The sequence below is a fragment of the Pantoea sp. FN0305 genome (genome assembly GCF_050113845.1).
Taxonomy (GTDB): domain Bacteria; phylum Pseudomonadota; class Gammaproteobacteria; order Enterobacterales; family Enterobacteriaceae; genus Mixta; species Mixta alhagi.
Map to the genome: position 1 here is coordinate 20689 of NZ_JBNJSN010000015.1, position 17693 is coordinate 38381.

Annotated in this window: 15 protein-coding genes and 1 pseudogene; 13 read left to right on the forward strand and 3 right to left on the reverse strand. The window is 58.4% G+C overall.

Features of this window, described 5'->3' with window-relative positions:
• Positions 1 to 156: 156 nt before the first annotated feature.
• Positions 157 to 3192 carry an autotransporter outer membrane beta-barrel domain-containing protein gene (locus tag ACQE3Y_RS19815; RefSeq protein WP_426982357.1) on the forward strand — a complete coding sequence of 1012 codons (3036 nt, stop codon included), beginning with the start codon at positions 157 to 159 and terminating at the stop codon, positions 3190 to 3192.
• Between the two features lie 124 nt (positions 3193 to 3316).
• Here the strand turns inward: ACQE3Y_RS19815 and ACQE3Y_RS19820 are convergent, their stop codons facing one another.
• The 3 genes from ACQE3Y_RS19820 to ACQE3Y_RS19830 all read right to left on the reverse strand — a co-directional run bounded on the left by ACQE3Y_RS19820 (position 3317) and on the right by ACQE3Y_RS19830 (position 6104).
• Entirely contained in the window at positions 3317 to 3958 is a 642-nt protein-coding gene (locus ACQE3Y_RS19820) for a response regulator (protein WP_085068181.1), read from the reverse strand.
• A 7-nt stretch (positions 3959 to 3965) separates the two neighbouring features.
• Positions 3966 to 5477 carry a PAS domain-containing sensor histidine kinase gene (locus ACQE3Y_RS19825; protein ID WP_426982349.1) on the reverse strand — a complete coding sequence of 504 codons (1512 nt, stop codon included), beginning with the start codon at positions 5475 to 5477 and terminating at the stop codon, positions 3966 to 3968.
• Between the two features lie 87 nt (positions 5478 to 5564).
• Positions 5565 to 6104, reverse strand: coding sequence for an RNA polymerase sigma factor (locus tag ACQE3Y_RS19830; protein WP_085068180.1), 540 nt, complete (start codon positions 6102 to 6104; stop codon positions 5565 to 5567).
• A gap of 285 nt (positions 6105 to 6389) precedes the next feature.
• Here ACQE3Y_RS19830 and sctW point away from each other — a divergent pair, with 285 nt between their 5' ends.
• The 12 genes and pseudogenes from sctW to ACQE3Y_RS19890 form a co-directional block, all read left to right on the forward strand.
• Entirely contained in the window at positions 6390 to 7511 is a 1122-nt protein-coding gene (gene sctW, locus ACQE3Y_RS19835; RefSeq protein WP_426982350.1) for a type III secretion system gatekeeper subunit SctW, read from the forward strand.
• 23 nt (positions 7512 to 7534) lie between these two features.
• On the forward strand, positions 7535 to 9733 hold the full coding sequence (gene sctV / locus ACQE3Y_RS19840; protein ID WP_426982351.1) for a type III secretion system export apparatus subunit SctV: 2199 nt from the start codon (positions 7535 to 7537) through the stop codon (positions 9731 to 9733).
• The gene (locus ACQE3Y_RS19845; RefSeq protein ID WP_426982352.1) at positions 9733 to 10599 is read left to right on the forward strand and encodes an FHA domain-containing protein; all 867 of its coding nucleotides are present in this window, start codon (positions 9733 to 9735) and stop codon (positions 10597 to 10599) included. Before sctV ends, ACQE3Y_RS19845 begins: the two co-directional genes overlap by 1 nt.
• A complete protein-coding gene (gene sctN / locus ACQE3Y_RS19850) occupies positions 10593 to 11951 on the forward strand; it encodes a type III secretion system ATPase SctN (protein WP_250651685.1) in 1359 nt (452 codons plus the stop codon). The genes ACQE3Y_RS19845 and sctN overlap by 7 nt, the downstream gene beginning before the upstream one ends.
• A complete protein-coding gene (locus ACQE3Y_RS19855; protein ID WP_426982353.1) occupies positions 11935 to 12396 on the forward strand; it encodes a hypothetical protein in 462 nt (153 codons plus the stop codon). The genes sctN and ACQE3Y_RS19855 overlap by 17 nt, the downstream gene beginning before the upstream one ends.
• Positions 12393 to 13058 (forward strand): type III secretion system HrpP C-terminal domain-containing protein, encoded by a 666-nt coding sequence (locus ACQE3Y_RS19860; RefSeq protein WP_426982354.1) that lies wholly within the window; start codon positions 12393 to 12395, stop codon positions 13056 to 13058. The genes ACQE3Y_RS19855 and ACQE3Y_RS19860 overlap by 4 nt, the downstream gene beginning before the upstream one ends.
• Positions 13055 to 14083 carry a FliM/FliN family flagellar motor switch protein gene (locus tag ACQE3Y_RS19865; RefSeq protein WP_426982355.1) on the forward strand — a complete coding sequence of 343 codons (1029 nt, stop codon included), beginning with the start codon at positions 13055 to 13057 and terminating at the stop codon, positions 14081 to 14083. The genes ACQE3Y_RS19860 and ACQE3Y_RS19865 overlap by 4 nt, the downstream gene beginning before the upstream one ends.
• A gap of 7 nt (positions 14084 to 14090) precedes the next feature.
• Positions 14091 to 14744 (forward strand): type III secretion system export apparatus subunit SctR, encoded by a 654-nt coding sequence (sctR, locus tag ACQE3Y_RS19870; protein ID WP_085068172.1) that lies wholly within the window; start codon positions 14091 to 14093, stop codon positions 14742 to 14744.
• A gap of 7 nt (positions 14745 to 14751) precedes the next feature.
• Positions 14752 to 15012 carry a type III secretion system export apparatus subunit SctS gene (gene sctS, locus ACQE3Y_RS19875; RefSeq protein WP_085068171.1) on the forward strand — a complete coding sequence of 87 codons (261 nt, stop codon included), beginning with the start codon at positions 14752 to 14754 and terminating at the stop codon, positions 15010 to 15012.
• Positions 15012 to 15827 carry a type III secretion system export apparatus subunit SctT gene (gene sctT / locus ACQE3Y_RS19880; RefSeq protein ID WP_426974753.1) on the forward strand — a complete coding sequence of 272 codons (816 nt, stop codon included), beginning with the start codon at positions 15012 to 15014 and terminating at the stop codon, positions 15825 to 15827. Before sctS ends, sctT begins: the two co-directional genes overlap by 1 nt.
• On the forward strand, positions 15820 to 16905 hold the full coding sequence (gene sctU / locus ACQE3Y_RS19885; protein WP_250651690.1) for a type III secretion system export apparatus subunit SctU: 1086 nt from the start codon (positions 15820 to 15822) through the stop codon (positions 16903 to 16905). The genes sctT and sctU overlap by 8 nt, the downstream gene beginning before the upstream one ends.
• A gap of 574 nt (positions 16906 to 17479) precedes the next feature.
• Positions 17480 to 17693: pseudogene (locus tag ACQE3Y_RS19890) on the forward strand (type VI secretion system Vgr family protein); the annotation flags it as partial.

Below are 17693 nucleotides of genomic sequence, written 5' to 3' on the forward strand. Positions count from 1 at the left end.
TCATCTTTTTCAAATTGAAACTTTTAAAAATCCTTATCTCAAAACCAATAACGGACGGTATCTGCAATGGCAAATAAAAGCAGAAGGTTGACTGTGCCTCAGCGCGTGACACGGCCTGAGACAAAAGCAAAACGCGTACGGTTAAGCGCGCTGGCAGTGGCGGTTTGCCTGGGAGCGGTAGGACAGGCAGCAGCGAACAACTATATCGAACAGGGCGTAGCGGGCGATCCAGCCAGCTGGCGCAGCAGCGAATATAACGCCGAGTGGGGACTGGGCGCGATCAACGCTGATAAAGCCTACGCCGCTGGCTACAGTGGCAAAGGCGTCAAAGTCGGCATCTTCGATCAGTCGGTCTATGCCAAACACCCCGAATTTGTCGGTACCGACAAAGTCATCAACCTTGTCACTGAAGGCATACGCGCCTACACCGACCCTTACATTCCGGTAAAAGCCGGCGATGCCTTCCGCTATGACGGCACGCCAAGCGTTGATTCAGATGGTGAACTGGGATCGCACGGCACCCACGTTGCCGGTATCGCCGCCGGCAGTCGTGATGGCGGGACCATGCACGGCGTCGCTTATGACGCGCAAATTGTCAGTGCGGAAAACGGCGATCCCGGCCCGGAAGATGGCATCATTCTCGGTAACGATGGCGCAGTTTATAAAGCAGGCTGGGATGCGCTCAGAGAAAGCGGCGTGCGCATTATCAACAACAGCTGGGGCATCGGCATCACCGACAAATTTGCACAGGGCGGCAGCGATCCCGCTTATCCGCACTTCACCGTCAATGATGCGCAAAAACAGTTCGACCAGATCAAACAGATCCTCGGCACCGTGCCCGGCGGCGCTTATCAGGGCGCTATTGAAGTTGCTCGCAGCGGCATCATCACCATCTTCTCCGCCGGCAACGATGACAACCTCAACAACCCCGACGCTATCGCGGGCCTGGCTTACTTTGTACCAGACATCACCCCCACCTGGCTCACCGTCGCCAGCGTCGCGCGCGATCCTGCATCCGCCAACAGCGTGCCTTACACCCTAAGCGGCTTCTCCTCCCGCTGCGGCTACACCGCCAGCTTCTGCGTCTCCGCGCCTGGCTCGCGTATTTACAGCTCGATAATCGAGGGCGACAGCATCGATAACCTCACCACCAGCTACGCCAACTACAGCGGCACCTCCATGGCTTCACCGCATGTATCAGGCAGTGCGGCAGTGCTGATGGAACGCTTCCCTTATATGACCGGCGCGCAGATTGCGCAGGTACTGAAAACCACCGCCGTTGATATGGGTGAAGCGGGCATTGATGAACTCTATGGTTGGGGCATGATCGACCTCGGTAAAGCAATTAACGGGCCGGGCATGTTCTACACCGTAGAAGATATCCCTGAAGCGCTGCGCGTGCCGGATCCGGATGGCGTGGCCTATGGCCCAACGCAATTTGTCGCTAACATTCCCGGCATCGGCGCGACGGTAGATGCCGGCACCCCTTATCAGCGCATCTGTAACGAGGCGCAGTGTGATTTTGACGTCTGGTCTAACGACATCTCCGGCCACGGCGGTTTGACCAAAGAGGGCGCAGGATCGCTCTGGCTCACCGGCAGCAACACTTACTCCGGCCCGACGCTGATTAACGCCGGCCTGCTGGCGATTAACGGATCGGTCACTTCTGATGTCACGGTGCAGCAACAGGGCGTGCTGGGGGGATCGGGCAGCACTGGCGCATTAACCGTCGCCAACGGCGGTACCGTCGCGCCAGGTAACTCTATCGGCACGCTTACCGTCAACGGCGACGTTACCTTTGAACAGGGATCGCGCTACGCGGTAGAAGTCGCGCCGGAAGGACGCAGCGACCGCATCGCCAGCACCGGCGCAATCGCCATTAACGGCGGTGAAGTCAGGGTCTCGCTGGAAAACAGCAGCAACCTGCTTAGCCAGAGCGAACTACAAACGCTGACGGGGCGGTATAACATCCTGACCGCAGAGCAGGGCATCAGCGGTCAGTTTGACAGCCTGCTGCCCAACTATGCCTTTACCTTCCTCGGCACCTCCCTCAGCTATCAGGCGAACCAGCTCACGCTGGCGGTCGGACGTAACGATGCCACCTTCGCCAGCGTGGCGGAAACGGCGAATGAGCGTTCGGTTGCGCAGGCGGCGGAAGCGCTGGGCGCAGGCAACCCAGTCTATGAAAGTCTGCTGCTGAGCGGATCGGCTGGCGAAGCGCGTCAGGCGTTCCGTCAGCTCTCGGGTCAGGTGCATGCTGATATCGCCTCGGCGCAGATCAATGACAGTCGCTATCTGCGCGACACGCTCAACGATCGCCTGCGTCAGGCGGAAGGCCTGGCGTATTCGTCACAAATCAAAGCGGATGAGGGCGGCGCATGGGCGAAACTGCTGGGCGCGTGGGATCACGCCTCCGGTGATGCCAACGCCACCGGCTATCAGGCATCCACCTACGGCGTACTGTTGGGGCTGGATTCCGCCTGGGAGGACGATGCGCGCATGGGCGTGGCAACGGGTTACACCCGCACCTCACTGGATGGCGGCTACGGCGCCAGTGCGGATAGCGATAACTACCACCTGGGCGTCTATGGCGGCAAAGCGTATGGCGCGCTGGCGCTGCGTGCTGGTGCAGGCTACTCCTGGCATCGTTTCGATACCTCGCGTTCCGTGAGCTACGGCAGCCAGTACGATCGTGCCAACGCACAGTACAGCGCACGCACCGAGCAGTTCTTTGCCGAAGCGGGTTACAGCATCCCGGCAGGGCTGGTTAACCTCGAACCGTTCGCCAATCTCTCTTACGTTAACTTCCAGAACAACCGCATTGCCGAACAGGGCGGCGCGGCGGCGCTGCATGGCGACAAGCAGCACACGGATGCCACCTTCTCAACGCTGGGTCTGCGTTCCGAGCTGCAATGGGATGTTAACGGCGGAACATCAATCGCGCTGCGCGGTGAGCTGGGCTGGCAGCATCAGTACGGCGAGCTGGATCGGGGGACCGGGCTGAAGTTCAACGGCAGTAGCGCACCGTTTGTGGTGAACAGCGTCTCTGCTTCGCGCGATGGTGCTGTGATCAAAGCCAGCGCTGAGGTGGCGTTAAACAGCAACTCGCATCTGTCGCTGGGCTACAGCGGCCTGTTATCGGAAAACCATCAGGATAACAGCGTCAACGCGGGCTTTAGCTGGAACTTCTGAGTTAACTCACAGAGCGAACGCCATTGACACCGGCGTTCGCTCTGGATGAAACAGGGCCGGAATCACCTTCCGGCTAAATCGATAGCGGCAAACAGCCGTTCCACGCTGACACGCCGCCCGCTGCTTACTGCACCAGATGATGACTAATCGCATATTTCACAATATCGGCGTTGGTGGTGAACTTCATTTTCTTCATCAGGCGTGACTTATAGGTACTCACGGTTTTATTGCTGATCACCAGCGCATCGGCAATGGCATTTATCGATTCGCCATGCGCCAGCATAATCATGATCTGACGCTCGCGCATTGTCAGGTTCTCATGCGGCGGTCGGTCGCCGCTCTGATACTGAGAGAAAATAATCTCCTGCGCCAGCTCATGATCGATATAGCGCGCGCCGCGTGCTACCTGCCGAATCGCGCTCAACAGCGCCTCCGGGTTTTTATCCTTGGTGATATAGCCCAACGCGCCGCAGTACAGCACCCGACGGGCAATCTGCGGTTCGTTATACATGCTCAATACCAGAATACGCAGCGCTGGATACTGCAGGGTAATACGGTTAATGAGATCTTCGCCGCTGATGCCGGGCATGGAAATATCCAGCAGCAGCAGATCGATACCGCCTTCGCGCAGGCGTTCCAGCACCTGACCGCCGTCAGCCGCTTCTCCGACGACATCAATGCCGTCATCCAGCAGAAAAATTTGCTTTAATCCCTCACGCATAATGGCGTGATCGTCAGCAATCATCAGGCGTATTGCTTGCGTCATGAGGTGCTCACTTATCAATCTTGTTAAACAGGGCGCGGGAAAGGCTGCGCGGGCGATGCGGAAAGCTCAGCTGTACGCGGGTGCCTTCGCCGGGACGGCTATCGATGCTGACCTCGCCGTTCAGCATCGCGGCCCGCTCCACCATGCCCGGCAGCCCCCAGGCGTTAGGGCGCACATTCTGCATATCAAAGCCTTTGCCATTATCCACCACATCGATCCGCAGCTTATCGCCATCCTGTTTCACAAAGATATACACGCTGCTGGCTTTGGCATGACGTTGCACATTGGTCAGCGACTCCTGCACCACGCGAAAGGCGGCGGTAACGCATTCGTCGCTCAGGCGCAGCTCTTTTCCCTGCGGCGGGATAAAAATGCAGCGGGTGGTATTGTGCTTGTTAAACTCGTCGCGCAGCCACTCCAGCGCCGGCACCAGACCCAAATTCAGCATATTCGGGCGCAGACGGGTAGAGACGTCGCGCACCACCTGAATAGTACTGTCCACCAGTTGCATCAGATGATCCACCTGCTGATGCAGCGCTTCGCCCGCCTCTGGCGACTGCATACGGATCAGCGATAGACCAACGCGCAGCGAAGTCAAATGCTGCCCCAGCTCATCATGAATCTCATGGGCAAGATGCTTGCGCTCCGCCTCGCGCTGGGTTTCCTGATTGCGTGCCAGCAGGCGCAGCTGCTGATGTGCTTCACGTAGCTCCTCTTCCGCCAGGCGGATAGCGGTGATATCACGTCCGACGGTCAGCACGCTCTCTAACTCGCCGTGCAGATTGAACTCCGGCACGCTGCGTACGTGCAAAATGCATCGGCGGCTGCCCTGGGTAAGCGTCAGCTCGCCTTCCGCTTCGTTGCCGCTTGCCATACTTTGTGACACCAGCCGCAGCAGCGCCATGCCGGTCTCATTGTGCGGCACCGCTTCGGTCAGCTGCCGGTGATAGATCTCCTGTTCGCGCCCTTCAAACCACTTCAGCACCGGCGGGTTAACATACACACAGCGCAGCGCCAGATTGAAACGGGCGATCATATCCGGCGAGTTCTCTACCAGCGCGCGGAACTGCTTCTCGCGCAGCTGCTGAACCGCCTCTTTCTGTTTTACCTCGCGCACGTCGCGCACCACGCACAGCGCATGCGGTTCGCCGCCGTGCAGATAGTGGCTGGAGCTCACCTGAACGGAGATCAGTTCTCCCCGGCTGGGCGTGTGCTGTGAGGTAAAAGTGATCCCTTCCGGGCGCATGGTCAGTTTCCACCATAACGCGGTAACATCATCATCCTGCAATTCATGATCGATAACGGCGAAACTAAGCTGCATTAAGGCATGCGGGGAATAGCCCATTAATTTGCACGCCTTCTCGTTAACATATTTTATCCGCAGATTACGATCCACTAAATAAATCGCATCATGAATGCGATCCAGCGCGATAGAAGAAAGACTATCGGGCGGCGTCAGCGTAGGATTAAGGCAGTGAGAATAATTCTGCAATAACGCATCTCCATTTTCTGGCATCATTTATCAGCCCTCTGAAATTTCAGCGCCGAGCCAACAGAATAAACTTTCCCGCCGGATTTATCTTATTCGCGTAATGTCAGAATAATCTCAGGCATAAACACGATTTTTTAACGTTTCCCTGGCGCGGGAAAGTCGTGAACGAACGGTGCCCACCGGAATATTAAGCTGCTGCGCCACATCCTGATAGCTGCCGTCATGCCCGACTAAAATTGATAGCATGGTTTTCAGATCGTCCGGCAGGGTTTCGATTGAGGCCAGGGTTGCGCCTAAAACCCGTTCATTTTCCGTGATATCGCTCGGATCGCAGTCGTAATGCATATCGGTAAGAATATCATCATTCAGCGTATCAAATAAAAAGCGACCCTGCTGGGATTTATAATAATTGCGAATCAGATTAATCGCGATACCAAACATCCAGGTTTCCGGGCGTGAAGCGCCGATAAATTTATGGCCGTTACGCAGTACCTCCAGGCAGGTCATCTGCGCAATATCTTCCACATCCTCATGATTCGCCACACGCTTGCGAATGAAATTCAGTAATTTCTTATTATTTTTTTTAAAAACGTCCGTCCAGTCGATAGCAACAGCAGAGACAGTTATTGGCTGGTCGGTATTGATGTCGATCATTTTATTTTCTCCACAGGAATCGGGTGTGATTGCCCATTGGCTATAGCAAGCGCTGTGCCAGGAGAAATAAAACAACTAACAGCTTGTTTTTATTATTCGCCGTTTAATTTACCAGGATATTTCTGAGAAAAAACTGGCAAAAAGCATTTTATTCGCTGTGCCATTTTTTACACAAATTTCGCAGGTTAATTATTTCAAAGCGATAAATTTTTTTATTTGTGAATTCAGGGAACCCGAACCGCAAAAGCGCCACATAACCGGGGTCAACCTGATGAGGAACGGGCGATGCTGAAGACCCCAACGCTGCCGCTAATGCCGCACCCTTTTAAAGCCCTGATGAAAGCCGCCGACGGCGGCACAGAGAAAAATGCCAGCCGGGTTGCTGAACAATCGGCTGCCGTCAGTGCCAACGATATGAAAGAAGAAGTGGGGCTGATGTTCTCCGAGCGTGCCGAAAGCCAGAAAAAGACCGAGCAGCGCCGTGTGCAGCAGCAGCACCTGCGTCACCGACAAAACGCAGGCAAGGTTGAACTGCATAAGCTTTACGCCATGCTCGACTCCGACGATCGGGCGCGGCGGGAAACCCACCTCGGACAGCTGCGCGATGCGCTGAAGCGCAAGCCGCCAGCAGATACCGATGAGCTGCTGGCGCAGTTGGATAACGATCCGGCTCGCTGCGATCTGCTGCTGCGCGTGATGGAGCGTGAAGCGCGCGATCAGGGCGATGATGAGCTTTGTCACACCATTAACAACCATCTACAGACGCTGCAAACCCAGCATGGCGAACGCCTGCGCGCCGGTCTGAACACCGCCGCCGCCTTCGCGGAATTTACCGTGCATCCGCAACAGCGCCAGACGCTGCGCAACCTCTATTACGACAGCATTGTTCATCAGCAGTCGGCAATTGCGATGGTCGATCTGCTGCTGGCGCATACCGAACCGCAGCAGTTTGTCTCTGGCCTGCGCACCTTACAGCGGGCGCTGGCAGACGATATCGCCGCGCTGGCTTCTTCCATCAGCACCGGCGCGCTGCGCCATATCCAGACCGGCCTCGCAGAAGCGCGCCAGGTAAGTCATACGCTGGAAGAGAGCCAGAAGCTGCTGGAGCGCATGGCGGGAAAAATGACGCTGCATACCGTCAGCGCGGTGGATCTGACGCGCCGCCTGCTGCATCTCAGCCACCACGGCGCCTGGCAGCAGGATCTCCAGCAGTTAGGCGAAGATGTGGTGGCGCACCCCAGCGCCCGCCAGCTGTCGATGTTCTTTAACGCGATCCTGCCGCTGGTGCGCAGCCTGCCGCTGGCGTTATGGAAAGTAAAAGATGGGCGAAAAACCGCGCTGGCGCTGCTGGCAAGTCACAGCGCCGCGCTGTTAAAGAATGAACGTAAACAGGCGCGTAACCCCTGAGCGCAAGGCAAGAGAGACGTAAGATGAACGGCTTATTTTTAATTCTCAATAAAATTGCCATCAGCGCCATGCAGCGCTCTGAGATTGTCGGCGCCGCCTTTGCCATGGCGCTGGTGTTTATGCTGATTATCCCGTTGCCGCTGGCGCTGATTGATACGCTGATTGCGCTGAATATCTGCCTCTCTTCGCTGCTGATCGTACTGGCGATGTACCTGCCAAAGCCGCTGGCCTTTTCCACCTTTCCGGCGGTGCTGCTGCTGACCACGATGTTTCGTCTGGCGCTGTCGATCTCGGTGACGCGCCAGATCCTGATCCAGCAGGACGCGGGCCATATCGTTGAAGCCTTTGGCAGCTTTGTGGTCGGCGGCAATCTGGCAGTGGGGATGGTGATGTTTTTGATCCTGACGGTGGTGAACTTTCTGGTGATTACCAAAGGATCGGAGCGCGTAGCGGAAGTCGCGGCGCGCTTTACCCTCGACGCGATGCCTGGAAAGCAGATGTCGATCGACAGCGATCTGCGCGCCGGATTGATCGATGTGCATCAGGCCAAAGCGCGGCGTAGCGATCTGGCCAAAGAGAGCCAGCTATTTGGCGCAATGGATGGCGCGATGAAATTCGTGAAGGGCGACGCCATCGCCGCGCTGGTGATCCTGTTTATCAACCTGATCGGCGGCATCAGCATCGGCGTGCTGCAGGTGGGCATGACGGCGGGCGAGGCGTTGCATGTATTCTCGATCCTCACCATTGGCGACGGGCTGATTGCCCAGATCCCGGCGCTGTTGATCTCGCTTACGGCTGGGATGATCATCACGCGCGTTTCATCGGACAACGACAGCGTGGAAGCGCCGAATATTGGCCGTGAGATCGCCGAACAGCTTACCAGCCAGCCGAAGGCATGGATCCTCGCCTCAATGGGCATGCTGGGTTTTGCGCTGGTGCCGGGGATGCCGGGATTGGTTTTTACCCTGTTGGCGCTGATCACCCTCGGCAGCGGCGGATTTCAGGTGTGGCGCGCCCGGCATACGCTGCGTCTTGCGCAGCCGCAAATTGAAAACGAAGTAATCCCGCCGGAGCTGAATGGTCGCGAGGATCTGCGCCAGTTCAACCCGACGCGGCCTTATCTGATCCAGTTTCCCACTGATTGTCGCGGCAAGGCGGAAACCCTCGATTTAGTGCAGGAGATCCGCCGCCTGCGTAACCGTATCGTCTATAACTTCGGCTTTACCCTACCGGCGTTTGACATTGAATTCAGCGACAAACTGAGCGCGGATGAATTCCGTTTCTCGGTGTATGAAATCCCGAAAGTGGCCGGCACCTTTAACACCGCCTGCCTTGCCGTGGAGGCGCGCTGGCTGGAGAGCCTGAGTGAAGAAGAGCAGCGCCAGCTACAGGCTGACAATCAGCCTGCGCTGCCGGAAACGGGCGGGGAGCAAGCGCCGTCGATCGTCGCGCCGAAACCCGCGCTGGGCCAGGCCGCGCGTCAGGAGGCGCACTATCTCTGGTTGCCGCCCGATCATCCGCTGCTGGAAAATCAGGAGGTGGTGCGCTGGACTGCCGCCGAGCTGCTGCTGAAACGCATGGAAAATGCCATTCACGCCAGCAGTCCGCATTTTATCGGCCTGCAGGAGACCCGCGCGCTGATGGGCTGGCTGGAGAGCGAGCAGCCGGAGCTGGCGCAGGAACTGCAGCGGGTAATGCCGCTGGCGCGCTTCTCCAGCGTATTACAAAAGCTGGTGGCGGAGCGTATTCCACTGCGTTCGGTACGCGCCATCGCCGAAGCGTTAATCGAGCATGGTCAGCATGAGCGCGATGTGTTTCTGCTGACCGAGCAGGTGCGCATTACGCTGAAAACCCATCTTTGCCATCAATACAGCCAGGCGGACGGCATCCATGCCTGGCTGCTGTCGCCGGAGCTGGAAGAGGCGCTGCGCGACAGCCTGCGTCAGACGCAGAACGATATTTTCTTCGCGCTGAGCCAGGAACAGATTCAGGCGGTGCATCAGCAAATAGGCCAGGCCTTCACCACCGGCAACGAACAGCAGGCGGTGCTGCTGGCAGCGCAGGATCTGCGTGGGCCGCTGCGCGCGCTAATCGCCGAATCCTTCCATCAGGTGCCGGTGCTTTCTTTTGCTGAACTGGAGCCGACGCTGGCGGTGCATGTGCTGGGACGTCTGGAGGCGGATGCACTCTTTTATTCACTCACCAACTGGGAGGGAGAATAATGTTTGAACTGCGCGTACTGTCGGGGTTGCACTGCGGGGCCGCGCTGCCGCTCAGCGGCGATCGCTGGCAGATTGGCGCGTCGCCGCAGGCTGATTTGCTGCTCAGCGATGAAAGCGTAACGGGCTGCGAGCGCTGGCTGCATTGTCAGGAAGGGAGCTGGTGGCTGACGGAACAGGAAGAGGCCAGCGACCGGCAGCCGGTTACGCTGGAAGAACCCTTTGAACTGGCGGGCGTCTGGCTCTGCGTGGCGCAGGCCAGCACGCCGTGGCATGAGGCCGCCGCGCTGCCCGCCAGCGCCTTGGCTTCCGCGCCTGCCGCCGCCGTAGCGGAAGAGGTGGCAGCGCGTACCGGCACGCCACGCTGGATGCGCGGGGTGATATTCGGCCTGCTGCTGCTGTTCAGCTTCACCGTGGTGAGCTGGATCTTACAGCCCACGGTCGCCCAGCCCAACGCCGGTGAAAATTCACGCCCCGCCTGGGGAACAGTGGAGGATCTGCGTGCGCCGCTGCAAATCATGCTGCGCGAACGCGACCTGGCGAACAGCGTAAAAATCAGTCGTCAGGGCGATCGCCTGCTGCTGAGCGGTAGCCTGACTAAACCGCAAATCACCGTTTTTAACCGCATGATGACGCGCTTCTATGCGCGCTACAGCGCTGCTGCGCCGGTCACCAGCGCAGTGCGTCCGCTGGAGAAAAAGCTGCCGTTCCGCATCGTGCAAATTGCAACCGGATCGCGCGCCAATATTGTTACCGACGAGGGCGATCGGCTGTTTATCGGCGATCAGATTGGCGATCTGCGTCTGGTGGCGATCACCGACGATCGGATCGAGTTCAGCGGTCACGATCCTATTACGGTGAAATGGTAATGCGCATCGATCTTGATAGCTGGTTCAGCCAGCAGCAGCAGCGGCTGCGTCAGCCCGATGCGGTCAGCGTGTATGGCCGTATTACCGGCATCAGCGGCATTCTGCTGGAGTGCAGCCTGCCGCGTGCGCGCATCGGCGATCTCTGCCGTATCGAACGCGACGCGGAAGAGAGCGTGATGGCGGAAGTGGTGGGCTTTAACCCGCAGCATACGCTGCTGTCAGCGCTGGGGCCGCTGGACGGCATCGCGCAGGGCGCAAGGGTGACGCCGCTTTATCTGCCGCACAGTATCTCTGTTTCCGATGCGCTGCTGGGCTGCGTGCTGGATGGTTTTGGTCGTCCGATTGACGGCCAGGGCGTCGGTGCGTTTGCGCTGCCGGGCGAGGCGGAACGCACCATCCCGGTGCTGGGCGACGCGCCGCCGCCCACAGCCCGCCCGCGTATCTCAGCGCCGCTGCCAACAGGTGTACGCGCCATTGACGGCATGCTGACCATTGGCGTTGGCCAGCGCGTTGGTGTATTTGCCGGGGCGGGCTGCGGCAAAACCACGCTGCTGGCAGAGCTGGCGCGTAATGCGCCCTGCGATGCGATTGTTTTTGGACTGATTGGCGAGCGTGGCCGCGAACTGCGTGAGTTTCTCGATCATGAGCTGGATGAAGAGCTGCGCAGCCGCACGGTGCTGATCTGTTCTACCTCCGATCGCAGCAGCATGGAGCGCGCCCGCGCCGCCTTTACCGCGACCGCCATTGCCGAAGCCTTTCGCGAGCAGGGCAAAAGCGTGCTGCTGATCCTCGATTCCCTGACCCGTTTCGCCCGCGCCCAGCGTGAAATCGGCCTGGCGCTGGGCGAACCGCCCGGACGCGGTGGCCTGCCGCCGTCGGTCTATACCCTGTTGCCGGGGCTGCTGGAGCGCGCCGGACAAACCGAAAAGGGGGCGATCACCGCGCTCTACTCGGTGCTGATCGAAGCAGACTCCATGAACGATCCGGTGGCTGACGAGGTGCGCTCGCTGATCGACGGCCATATCGTGCTGTCACGCCGTCTGGCGGAGCGCGGCCACTATCCGGCGATCGATGTGCTGACCAGCCTGAGCCGCACCATGAGCAACGTGGTAACCCGCGAGCAGATGCGCGATGCCACACAGCTGCGCCGCATGATGGCGGCGTGGCAGCAGGTAGAGATGTTGATTCGTCTGGGCGAATACCAGCCCGGCCACGATGCGATGACCGATGCGGCAGTGGAGGCGCAGCCGGTGATTAACGGCTATTTGCGCCAGGCCACGCGCGCGCCCAGCGACTGGGAGACGACGCTGCATCATCTTTCAGAGGTAAGCCAACATGCGCCAGAGGATTAACCCCATTGAAGAACCGGCCCCGGAAGATCCCGCTGCCAGTTTGCGCGACGCGTTTGCCCTGCTGTTGCCGATCCGCCGTCAGCGCCTGCGTCGCAGCGAGCGTGAGCAGCGTCAACACGAGCAACAGCTGGAACAGCTGCGTGCGGAGGCGAGAAGGGCAGATGAACAGCTTACGCAGCGGCAAAGCGATTATCAGAGGCTGCGCGCCGGGTTTGATACCGCTTATCTGGGGCATCAACCATTTTCCCGGTTGCAGCGTGGCCTGCAGCAGGAGGAGAGGGCCGCCGGGGCAGTACAGCGCCAGCGCCAGGCGGTCTGCGAAAGCGCTGCGCAGTGTGCCGCGCAAAGCGAGAAGCTGGCGGCGGCGCGTACAGAAACTCAGCTGCGACAACGGGAGCTGGAAAAGCTGGAGATGCTGATGCAGGAAAATGAGGTGCCATCATGAACCCTTTTGCGGATCGAACCTTCGCCGCAAAGCCGCGGCCTGAACCGCAACCGCGCGAGCCACGTGAACCGCGCCCGCCGGAGCGCGAGACGACACGCGTCAGCGCAACGTCGAAGCCCCTGAAACCGCAACCAGAGCCAGCGCCGCAGGCAAAACCGCCCTTACGCGGGGCGGATAAAACGCGCCACGAACGCAGCCAGGGCAATACGCCAGGCAGCGCGACGAAACGCAGCGACGAGCCGTCTTCGGCCAGCCCGGACGGCCTGCTGTTCAGCGCGCTGCTGGATAGTGTCCCGACGCCGCCCGCTTTCAATGGCTGCGGCGTGGAGCTGCATACGCAGCCGCGTTTTACTCATGAGACCGCACACAGCGCGCCCGCCGCCGCGCCAATGGCGCTCTGGCAGCCGCTGGAGGCGGAGCTGGGACGCATTACCGACCGTCAGCCTGACGGGCCGGTCGCGATGACGCTGCTGCTGCCGCGTCTCGGTGCGGTGGATGCGCGTTTACAGCATCTGCCCGCTGGCGGTTGGGATATTGCGCTGCGCTTTTCACCGGCGGCGTTAAACGCGCTGGAAGCGCATCAGGAGCGCTGTCGCCAGGCGCTGCGGCGTCGAATGGCCAGCCGGGTGCGTCTGCGTTTTGAACAGCGGGGGGCCGCATGAAACTCTCTCTGCCACGCCGGGAGACGGATGAGGCACTGCTGCGTCAGCGTATCGGTGCCGGGCTGCGCTTTCACTATACGCTGGCGGGCGAGGCGGGCCAGCTGGCGCTTTTTCTTCCGAAGGATCAGTCAACGGCGGCACCCGGGCTGACGCTGGGCTGCAACAGCGGCGTCTTGCAATTAAGCGATGCGGAAGGGGTACTGGCGCTGATCTCTGATTGCCCCGCGCTGCCGTATGCCGAGGCAGAGAGCACGCCCTGGTACTGGCCGCTGTTTAATCAAAGCCTGAGTAGTGAATTACAGCCGCTGTTTGGCAATCTCTCGCCGGTAAATAAAACAGAAGATGCACCATTTTCGCTTTGCCTGGAACTCAGGCTCGGTGAACTCCACTCAGAAAGTATGTTGATGGCATCCATTGCCACGCTGAACCGCCTGCTGGATCAGGCGGGCTGGCAGCCGGAGGCGGCGGGGCTGCCGTCCGATTTGCCGCTGAGCTTTCCGCTGACCGTTGGCGCGCTCACGTTGAGCGTCGGACAGCTGCGTCAGCTGCGACCGGAAGATGTGCTGTTGCCGACGCACGCCGCTTTTTCTCCGTATGGAGAAGGCTCACTGCAGCTGGCTGGCCTGCGCCTGACCGGAGAGCTAACCGGTCAGGCGGATCGCGCCTTTTTTACTCTTTCTGATTTGGAGATCGCGCCTGTGACATTTCCCTACGATAACGATGATATGGCCCCCGCTACGCAGCCCGACGGGGCGTGGCAGAGCGAGCCTGCGCCCGCGCTGGATGGATTGCCGCTGGCGTTAACGGTGCGCTGCGGCCAGCTGCGTTTGACGCTGGGAGAGCTACAGCACCTGAGCGCCGGAACCACGGTTATGGTGGATAACGTGCGGCCAGGCGAGGCGCTGCTGTGTCACGGCGATTTTCCGCTGGCGAAAGGCGAACTGGTGGATGTGGAAGGGCGGCTGGGGTTACAGATCACCCATATGCTGCCGGGCAGTATTAATCCTCTGGGACACGGCGGGTAAAACGCGAATGGAGATGCAGTCGCTTAACCCGATGATGCTGGCGCTGTTCCTCGGCGTGCTGTCGCTGGTGCCGATGTTGATGATTATCTGTACCTGCTTCCTGAAAATTTCCATGGTGTTGATGCTGACGCGTAACGCCATGGGGGTGCAGCAGGTGCCGCCTAATATGGCGCTGTACGGCATCGCGCTGGCCGCCACGCTGTTTGTGATGGCACCGGTCTTTAATGATTCAAGCCAGCGTATCAAAGCGATGCCGCTCGATTTCAGCAGCATGGAGCGGCTGGAGTACACCTTCGGCAACGGCGCGGAGCCGCTAAGAAAATTCATGTCGCGTAATACCGACCCGGATATTCTGGTGCATCTGCAGGAGAACGGCGCGCGCATGTGGCCCAAAGAGATGGCGCAGAGCATTACGCCGCAAAGCCCGCTGCTGATTATCCCCGCCTTTGTGCTGTCGGAGCTGCAAAACGGCTTCAAGATCGGCTTTCTGATTTTTATCCCTTTTCTGGTGGTGGACCTGATTGTCTCGAACGTGCTGCTGGCGCTGGGGATGCAGATGGTTTCGCCGATGACGGTCTCGCTGCCGCTAAAAATCCTGCTGTTTGTGCTGGTCAGCGGCTGGACGCGGCTGCTGGACGGCCTGTTCTACAGCTATCTGTGAGGCGGCAATGGAGATACTGACTTTTTTCCGCCAGGCGATGCTGCTGGTGGTGCTGCTTTCCGCGCCGCCGCTGATTGTGGCGGTGCTGGTGGGCATCGTGATTTCGCTGGTGCAGGCGGCGATGCAGCTACAGGATCAGACGCTGCCGTTTTGCCTGAAACTGGTGGCGGTAGGCATCACCCTGGCGATGACCGGGCGCTGGGTAGGCGTTGAGCTTATTCAACTGACGCAGAACGCTTTCGCCATGATGTCGCGGGTAGGCAGCTGATGCTGTGGAGCGACGCGCTGGATCAGCTGTTTAACGCGCTGCTGGCGCTGTTGCTGGGCATGGCGCGCATTTTTCCCTGTCTGCTGCTGACGCCTGTATTCTCTTTTTCCGTGATTAAAGGCACGCTGCGCACCGCTATTGTGGTCGCGCTGGCGTTGTTTATCGCGCCGGTGTTATATGGCGATATGCTTAGCGCTTCCCTGTCGCTGATGGGGCTGGCGGCCATCGCCATTAAAGAGCTGATCCTCGGCGCGCTGATTGGTCTGATCCTGGGGCTACCGTTCTGGATGTATGAATCGGTCGGCGCGCTGTTCGATAACCAGCGCGGTGCGCTGATGGGCGGGCAAATTAACCCGCAGCTGGGACCAGACGCCACGCCGCTGGGCTATCTGATGAAGCAGGTGATGATTCTGTTGCTGATAGTGGGGCCGGGGCTGGGCGCGATTACGCAGCTGCTGTGGGACAGTTATCGTATCTGGCCACCGCTGGCGTGGCTGCCGCCGTTGAGCGAGCAGGGCTGGCAAGTCTGGCTGGATCTGTTGAAAGAGACGTTTGTCGCCATGGTGCTGTATGCCGGGCCGCTGGTGGGGCTGCTGCTGCTGCTGGATTTCGCGGTAGGCATTATCAGTATTTACAGCCCGCAGATTCAGGCCACGGTGCTGGCGATCCCGCTGAAATGTTTGCTGGGGCTGCTGTTTTTTGTTTTGTATCTGCCGCTGCTCAACCATCTGGCCGGGGAGCGCCTGTTTGAGTTGCGCGATCTGAGCGCGATATTCCCCCATTTGTTTGCGGCTAAGGGAGCGGGACATGAGTGAAAAAACCGAAGACGCAACCCCGCAAAAGCTCCAGGAATCACGTAAAAAAGGGCAGGTAAGCCAGAGTCAGGATATTCCCAAGCTGCTGATTTCCATTGGCATCCTGGAGGCGATTTTTGCACTGGTGGACAGCGGCATGCAGCGAATGGAAGCGATGATTATGCTGCCGCTGACGCGCATCGGTCAGCCCTTTGGCCACGCCATGGAGGAGGTAGTAACCGATTCGCTGCTGGTGCTGCTGCTCTTTTCCGCCATTATCGGGGCGATTGCAATTGTGCTGCGTATCGTGGGCGGCTGGCTGCAGTTCGGGCCGCTGTTTGCGGTGGAGGCGATGATGCCGAAGCTGGAGAGCCTGAATCCGGTCAATCACTTCAAAAATATGTTCTCGGCGCGCCAGTTTACCCAGTTGCTGACCAGCATTATCAAAGCGGGGGCGATTGGCATGGTGCTGTGGCTGGCGTTAGAACCGGAAATCGGTAATCTGGCGCGGCTGGCACAAACCGATCTCAACACCTTCTGGCATGGCGTGTTGATGCTGTTTGTTAAGGCGGCACGCCAGGTGCTGCTGGCGCTTCTGGCGCTGAGCGTGCTGGACTTTGGCCTGCAAAAGTATTTTTACCTGAAACAGCAGCGCATGAGCCATGAAGATATCCGCAACGAATTCAAGCAGAGCGAAGGCGATCCGCATATGAAAGGGCACCGCCGACAGGTGGCGCATGAGATCTTAAACGAAGCACCGAAAGCGCCGCCTCGGGTTGCGGTAGAGGAGGCTGACGTGCTGCTGGTCAACCCGACCCACTTTGCCGTAGGGCTGTACTATCGCCCCGGCGAAACCCCACTGCCGCGTCTGCTGTTCAAGGCCAGCGATGATGATGCTCACCATTTGATTGAGCAGGCGCAGCGCGCAAAAATTCCGGTGATCCGTTATATCTGGCTGGCGCGTACGCTTTATCGCACCACGGCGGAAGGTGAGTGGATCCCGCGCGAAACCTTAAAAGCGGTCGCTCAGGTTTATCGTCTGCTACGCGAGCTGGAAGATCACTATCTGGATGAGGTGATAGAGCTGGAAGAGGAGTGATCATTTTAATAATGATTAGCAGTGAGAACCTTCTGGATTAAAGAGCTTTAAGACGATATAAATCGTCAACTTTTTCCACTGTTGCCGGATAATATCAAGGGCACAAAGATAGATTTTATTTAAAATGTTTTTTTAACAAGAAATGGCTAATGGACTGACCGTTATATAGCGGCGAAATATAGCGTTATAATTAATGCTTGGTTAATTATTCAAATACTAATTATGATTATATTTATCAACTAAAATCGACAGTTGATAAAGTTTAACCTGCATCAATAGATTTTTAATTTTACTTAAAAAAATAACTTCCCTGCTTTTTTTCAACAACGTTGCCTGTTAGCGTAAACCTGATTTTATCATCTTTTTTCAAAGCCAGATAAAATGCGTGCGTCAGGATCATGATGAACCGTTAATAAATTATCACAGCCGCTTTTTAAGCTGCGGCAGCTATTCGTATCATGGCTCTAATAACCACTTTGAGCTGATTTATAACAGAGTTAATAAAGTTAACGCTAACCCATTTCCTTATTATCACCGCCCGCATCCGCGGGCCCGCTGAGCACGGAACTCACCTATGTCTGAACGTATCACCGCACGGCTCCCGCAGGAGGGGCTGCTTTTCTGGAAGCTGGAGGGACGCGAGGCGCTGTCGCATCCCTTCGAACTCACCGTCACGCTGCTGGGCCCCGACGCCCGCGCCGACCGCCACGCGCTGCTGGGCCAGCCGCTGACGCTGGACATCCCCACCGGGCGCTTTCTGGCGGGCACGCGGCACCTCAACGGCAAAA